The following is a 6,572-nucleotide window of genomic DNA, read 5'->3' on the forward strand; positions in this document are numbered from 1 at the left end:
TGACGCCACACCGCCAGGCAACGGCAGGGCGACCGCTCAGGCCTGCCGCGCCGCAAAGCCGCCGGAAGCGGCCGCGTGCACGACGATGCGGTTGCGCCCGCCCTCCTTCGCGCGGTACAGCGCGTCGTCGGCGAGTTTCAGCGCGCCCTGCATGTCGTCGTCGTGTTCGGGATAGCTGGTCGTCACGCCGATGCTCACCGTCAGGCGGCCGGACGTGCCGGCGTCGTGCCGGATGCCGAGATCGAGGATGCCGGTGCGGATCGTCTCGGCGATCGCCACTGCGCCGGCCGTGTCGACGTCGGGCAGCACGACGACGAACTCCTCGCCGCCGTAACGCGCCGCGTAGTCGGCCGGGCGGCGCAGGCAGCCGGCGATGCAGTGGCCGACCGCGGCGAGCGCGTCGTCGCCGGCCTGGTGCCCCTGCGTGTCGTTGTAGCGCTTGAAGTAATCGACGTCGATGAACAGCAGCGACAGCGCGTGCTGCGAGCGCGCGGCGCGGCGCCATTCACGTGCGAGCGTGACGTCGAGCATCCGGCGGTTGTCGAGGCCGGTGAGGCCGTCGGTGCGCGCGAGCGCCTGCAGTTCGGTTTCCGCGCGGTGGCGCTTGCGCAACTGCACGTCGAGCAGCAGCGACAGGCCGACGAAGCCGATCGCGAGCGCAACCATCGCGGAGCCGATCGGAATCGCACGGTCGTACCACGCGGCGTAGGTATCGGCTTCCGAGCGCGCGACCATGATGATGAGCGGCAGGTTCTCGAGGTGCCGGAACACGTACAGGCGTCGCACGCCGTCGATCGACGCGGTGTCGGCGAAGCTGCCTTCGTTGGCGGTCATGAACCGCCGGAACGTGCTGGCGCGGCTGATGTCGCGGCCGACGATCTTGGGGTCGTACGGCTCGCGTGCGAGCATCTTGCCGTCCGTGTTGATCAGCGCGATCGAGCCGCGATCGCCGAGTGACAGGCGCGAGAACAGGTTCTGGAAATATTCGAGCCGGATCGACATCACGGCGACGCCGCCGAACGAGCCGTCGGGCTTCGTGATCCGCCGGCTGAGCGCGATGCTCGGCGAGCCGCCGCGCAGCCGCGAGTGATACGGGGGGCTGACGTACAGGCCGGCGTCGGGGTGATCGCGGTGCACGGCGAAGTACGGTTCGTTGCCGAAGTTGGCCTTGCGCGGCACGTCGCTCTTGCCGTCGACTGCGATGTCGCCCTTCGCGTCGAGCACGTAGATGCCGCCGAGGTACTTGGCCGTCGTCGCGCGATCGAACAGCACCTGGCGGCGCAGCGGCATCGGCAGCTTGATGACGTCGGGGTCGTTCTCGCCTTCGACGACGGCCTGCAGCGACAGCGAATAGATCTCGATGTTGCGCTCGATGTCCCACGACGCCATCAGCGCAAGATTCTGCTGCATCGCGGCCGAGCGGTCGCGCGCGTCGATACGGCCTTCGTACAGCACGATCCCGCACAGGAGCAGCAGGACCAGCGCGATCAGCAGCCCGGTATAGAAGATCAGGTGCGGCAGCAGGAACCGGCGCAGATGAGCGGCGACACGGCTCGTCAGGCCGGATTCGCTGGGCATTGCGTAGTCGGTTTCTGCCATGGTCGGTGGATCGATGGGCATTGCCGCCGGGAGGCGGGCCGATGCGATTGTATTCGTATGACGTGCCGGCGGCGATCCGTTGCGCGGCCATTCCGACGCCTTCCTGCCGGCCGGCGGAGAAAATGGACGCCGATTATAGGTAATCGCGGCCGGATATACCGGTAAATCAAGCATTCACTGGTGACATCTGCGCCGATTCAACGATCCGACGAATCGGGCAACGCGAATTCAACGGAGTATAGCGCGCGCGTCCGCGTGCGCGGAAAATGTTGCGGGCCGTTGATCCGGATCAAATTACAGTGAATTCCCGGGCTTGCGAATATCGGGCAGAGCGTTCCCGCGCAAGGCTTTGCGGCATGCAGGGCCGTTGCGCGCGGCATCCGGCCGTCGATTCCCTCCGGTTAACGGCACACGCCCGCGAAAAATGAAGGCAGACGATATGCGCCGATTATTCGTTTCAACGGCCGGGTGAACGCGAAAATGAAAACGGGCGGCCGTTGCGGCCGCCCGTTTCGTGAAGCACGCCTCGGTTACCCGCCGTGCTGTTGCGCCTTGAACGCGAGGCGGAACCGGTGCAGCAGCGGCTCGGTATAGCCGCTCGGCTGCGACGTGCCCTGCAGCGCGAGCGCGCACGCGGCCTTGAACGCGGTCGACTGGTCGTAGCCGGGCGCCATCGGGCGATAGTTCGGATCGCCGGCGTTCTGCTGGTCGACGACGCGCGCCATCCGCTTGAACACGTCGAGCACGAACGCCTCGGTGATCACGCCGTGGCGCAGCCAGTTCGCGATGTGCTGGCTCGAAATGCGCAGTGTTGCGCGGTCTTCCATCAGGCCGACGTCGTGGATGTCGGGCACCTTCGAGCAGCCGACGCCCTGTTCGACCCAGCGCACGACGTAGCCGAGGATGCCCTGCGCGTTGTTCTCGACTTCGCTCAGGATCTCGGCCTCGCTCCACTCGGCGCGCTCGACGACCGGCACCGTCAGCAGGCCTTCGAGCAGCGCGTCGCGTTCGCTTGCGTACGGCGTCTTCTCGAGTTCCTGCTGGACGGCCTGCACGTCGACGAGGTGGTAGTGCAGCGCGTGCAGCGTCGCGGCGGTCGGCGACGGCACCCATGCGGTGTTCGCGCCGGCGCGCGGATGCGCGATCTTCTGCTCGAGCATCGCGTGCATCAGGTCCGGCATCGCCCACATGCCCTTGCCGATCTGCGCACGGCCGCGCAGGCCGGCCGACAGGCCCGCGAGCACGTTGTTGCGCTCGTACGACTGGATCCACGCCGACGACTTCATGTCGCCCTTGCGGATCATCGGGCCCGCTTCCATCGCGGTGTGCATCTCGTCGCCGGTGCGATCGAGGAAGCCGGTGTTGATGAACGCCACGCGCGCGGCGGCCGCGGCGATACACGCGGCGAGGTTCACGCTGGTGCGGCGCTCCTCGTCCATGATGCCCATCTTCAGCGTGTTGCGCGGCAGGTTGTACAAGTCCTCGATGCGTGCGAACAGCGTATCGGCGAACGCGACTTCGACCGGGCCGTGCATCTTCGGCTTCACGATGTAGATCGAGCCGGTGCGCGAGTTGCGCTTCGCCTTCAGGTCGTGCAGCGAGCACAGCACCGTGACGACGCCGTCGAGGATCCCTTCGGGAATCTCGTTGCCGTCGCGGTCGAGCACCGCGCCGTTGGTCATCAGGTGGCCGACGTTGCGCACGAACAGCAGCGAGCGGCCGTGCAGCGACAGCGTGCCGCCGGCGGGCGTGGTGTACTCGCGATCGGCGTTCAGGCGGCGCGTGAAGTGTTTGCCGCCCTTCGCGACTTCCTCGACCAGCGTGCCCTGCATCAGGCCGAGCCAGTTGCGGTAGAGCTGGACCTTGTCTTCTGCGTCCACCGCCGCGACCGAATCCTCGCAGTCGATGATCGTGCTGACCGCGGCTTCGAGCACGACGTCCTTCACGTTCGCGAGATCGGCGCGGCCGATCGGCGTCGACGCGTCGATCTGGATCTCGAGGTGCAGGCCGTTGTGCTTCAGCAGGATCGCGGACGGAGCATCGGCCGCGCCCTGGTAGCCGACGAACTGCGCCGGCTGCGCGAGGCCCACGATGCCCTTCGCGGTTTCGACGGCGAGCTGGCCGTCCTGCACGCGGTAGCGCAGCGCGTCGCGGTGCGAGCCGCTCGCGAGCGGCGCCGCGTTGTCGAGCACGTTGCGCGCGTAGTCGATCACGCGCTGGCCGCGCGTCGGGTTGTAGGTCGCGGTGCGTTCGGCGCCGCCGTCTTCAGGCAGCGCATCGGTGCCGTACAGCGCGTCGTACAGGCTGCCCCAGCGGGCGTTCGCGGCGTTCAGCGCGTAGCGCGCGTTCGACAGCGGCACGACAAGCTGCGGGCCGGCTTGCGTGGCGATCTCGCTGTCGACGTTCGCGGTGGCTGCCGCGACGTTCGACGGGACCGGCACGAGGTAGCCGATTTGTTCGAGGAACGCGCGATACGCGGCGTGGTCGCGCACGGGGCCGGGGTGCGCACGGTGCCAGGTGTCGAGTTCCTGCTGCAGGCGGTCGCGTTCCGCGAGCAGCTCGCGGTTGCGCGGCGCCAGGTCGTGCACCAGGGCCGAGAAACCGCTCCAGAACGCGGCCTTGTCGATGCCGGTACCCGGCAGCGCTTCGTTTTCAATGAACTGGCTCAGCGCTGGCGCGACTTGCAGTCCTGCTTGGTCGATCATCGTTAATCCTCCCGGGGAAAAAATCGCGCGCGGCTTTGGCTGGTTATACCGCGACGCTTTGTGTGCCGGCGCGGGCGATCTGCGCGTCCTGTTCGGACTTTACGCCAGACACGCCGATCGCGCCCGCAATCCGGCCGCCGACCGTGACCGGCACGCCGCCTTCGAGCAACCCCGTCAGCGGCACGCTGAGAAACGCGGTGCGGCCACCGTTGATCATATCCTCATATGCCTTCGTCTCCCGCCGGCCGAGCGCCGCCGCGCGCGCCTTGTCCTGCGCGATGTAGGCGCTGGCCGGCGATGCGCCGTTCAACCGCGCGAACGCGAGCAGGTGGCCGCCGTCGTCGACGACGGCGATCGATACGGCCCAGCCGTGGCGTTCCGCTTCCGCGCGGGCGGCGGCGAGCATGCGGTCGGCATCGGCGAGTTCGAGTTCGGGTTTCGTCTGCATGGCATTCCTCCGGTATCAGGTCAGTTGACGAGGTGGTTGTCGACGAGCTCGATCCAGTGGCGCACGGGCGTGCGGCCTGCGCCGTTCAGGTGAGTCTGGCAGCCGACGTTGGCCGTGACAATCAGGTCAGGCCGCGCGGCTTCGAGCGCGTCGAGCCGGTTGTCGCGCAGTTGCGTCGCGAGTTCGGGCTGGGTCAGCGAATATGTGCCGGCCGAGCCGCAGCACAGATGGCCGTCGGCGACATTCGTCAGATCGAAGCCGAGCTGCGTCAGGATGCGTTCGACCGCGCCGCCCAGGCGCTGCGCGTGCTGCAGCGTGCACGGACAGTGCACTGCGATGCGGCGTGGCGTCGACCCGGCCAGCGCGTCGAGCGGCTCGGCCGCGATCACTTCGGCGAGATCGCGTGCGAGCGCGCTGACGCGGTGCGCTTTCTCCGCATAGACGGGGTCGGAGCGCAGCAGGTCGCCGTATTCCTTGACGAAGGCGCCGCAGCCGCTGGCCGTCAGCACGATCGCTTCCGCGCCTGCTTCGATCGCGGGCCACCATGCGTCGATATTGCGGCGCGCACGGGCGAGGCCGGCATCCTGCGCGTTCAGGTGATATTCGGTCGCGCCGCAGCAGCCGGCTTCGCGCGCCGGGGTCACGCTGATGCCGAGCCGGTCGAGCACGCGCGCGGCGGCCGCGTTGGTGTTCGGCGACAGCGACGGCTGCACGCAGCCTTCGAGCATCAGCATGCGCCGTGCGTGGCGCACGGGCGGGCGCGGTGCGGCCGCGGGGACGGCGGCCGGGATCTTGGCCGGCAGCGCGGCGGGCAGCAGCGGGCGCAGCGCGCGGCCGGCCTTCAGCAACGCGGCGAATGTCGCCGGGCGCGGCCGGACGTGCCGCAGCCCGGCACGCAGCAGGCGCGCGCGCGCGGGCCTTCGGCGAGGCGCGGATGGCGGGCGGCCGGGGGGCGCCGGGCCGCAGCCCCGCACGCAGCAGGCGCTCGCGCGCGGGCCGCTGCACGCGCTTCTCGGCTTCCGCGCGGCCGATGTCGAGCAGCGTGTGATAGCGCACGCCGGACGGGCAGGTCGTCTCGCAGTTGCGGCACGTCAGGCAGCGGTCGAGATGCTGCTGCGTGCGCTCGCCGCACGGCTCGCCTTCGAGCAGCTGCTTGATCAGGTAGATGCGTCCGCGCGGCCCGTCGAGCTCGTTGCCGAGCACCTGGTAGGTCGGGCAGGTCGCGTTGCAGAAGCCGCAGTGCACGCACGCGCGCAGGATCGCTTCCGCTTCGTCGGCCCGGGCAAGGGCCTTGCTTGCTTCGCTGAGATTGGTTTGCATCGGCGGTCGGGATCGGGTTCGCGTCAGAAGTCGGCGTACAGGCGGCCGGGATTGAAAATCGCATGCGGGTCGAGCTGCGCCTTGAGCTGCCGGTGCACGCGCAACAACGCGGGCGGCAGCGGCTGGAACGGCTCGCGCGTCGTGCCGGGCGTGAAGCAGGTCGCGTGGCCACCCCATTGCGCGGCGAGCTGCTGCAGGTCGGCCGGTGCGGCATCGCTTTTCAGCCAGCGCTGTGCGCCGCCCCAGTCGGCAAGCAGCGCGCCGGGCAACGCGTCGAGCGGCGCGGCGGCCGGTACCGACACGCGCCACAGCGGGCGCGGATCGTCGAAGAACGGCCGTGCGAGGTCCCGCAGCCGTACCCAGCACGCATCGTCCCCGCCGTCCATGCACTCCCCGCCGATCGTCTCGCCCGCGGCCTTCACCGAGCCCCCGCACCCTTCGCACCCCCCGCGCCCCCCGCCGTCCCCGCTGCATGCCCCCGCGAACGCCCGCCCCCCCGC

The 6,572-nt window shown here is 69.2% G+C and carries 3 protein-coding genes and 2 pseudogenes; all 5 read right to left on the reverse strand.

Annotation, left to right across the window (positions count from 1 at the left end; genetic code table 11):
- Positions 1-36 precede the first annotated feature (36 nt).
- Positions 37-1,599, reverse strand: coding sequence for a sensor domain-containing diguanylate cyclase (locus G3N93_RS31145; RefSeq protein WP_174940504.1), 1,563 nt, complete (start codon positions 1,597-1,599; stop codon positions 37-39).
- A gap of 530 nt (positions 1,600-2,129) precedes the next feature.
- Positions 2,130-4,304, reverse strand: coding sequence for a malate synthase G (locus tag G3N93_RS31150; protein ID WP_174940506.1), 2,175 nt, complete (start codon positions 4,302-4,304; stop codon positions 2,130-2,132).
- A 43-nt stretch (positions 4,305-4,347) separates the two neighbouring features.
- Positions 4,348-4,752, reverse strand: coding sequence for a heme-binding protein (locus G3N93_RS31155; protein ID WP_206134678.1), 405 nt, complete (start codon positions 4,750-4,752; stop codon positions 4,348-4,350).
- A 20-nt stretch (positions 4,753-4,772) separates the two neighbouring features.
- Positions 4,773-6,072 (reverse strand): annotated as a pseudogene (glcF, locus tag G3N93_RS31160) (glycolate oxidase subunit GlcF).
- Positions 6,073-6,095: 23 nt separating this feature from the next.
- A pseudogene (gene glcE / locus G3N93_RS31165) lies at positions 6,096-6,572 on the reverse strand (glycolate oxidase subunit GlcE); the annotation flags it as partial.

It is taken from the genome of Burkholderia sp. Se-20378 (assembly GCF_017104665.1).
In the GTDB taxonomy this organism is placed as follows: Bacteria; Pseudomonadota; Gammaproteobacteria; order Burkholderiales; family Burkholderiaceae; genus Burkholderia; species Burkholderia lata.

What these genes read in the sequence shown, in the direction of transcription:
- G3N93_RS31145 (WP_174940504.1), bottom strand. Translation starts at nt 1,599, where the DNA reads ATGGCAGAAACCGACTACGCAATGCCCAGCGAATCCGGCCTGACGAGC.
- G3N93_RS31150 (WP_174940506.1), bottom strand. Translation starts at nt 4,304, where the DNA reads ATGATCGACCAAGCAGGACTGCAAGTCGCGCCAGCGCTGAGCCAGTTC.
- G3N93_RS31155 (WP_206134678.1), bottom strand. Translation starts at nt 4,752, where the DNA reads ATGCAGACGAAACCCGAACTCGAACTCGCCGATGCCGACCGCATGCTC.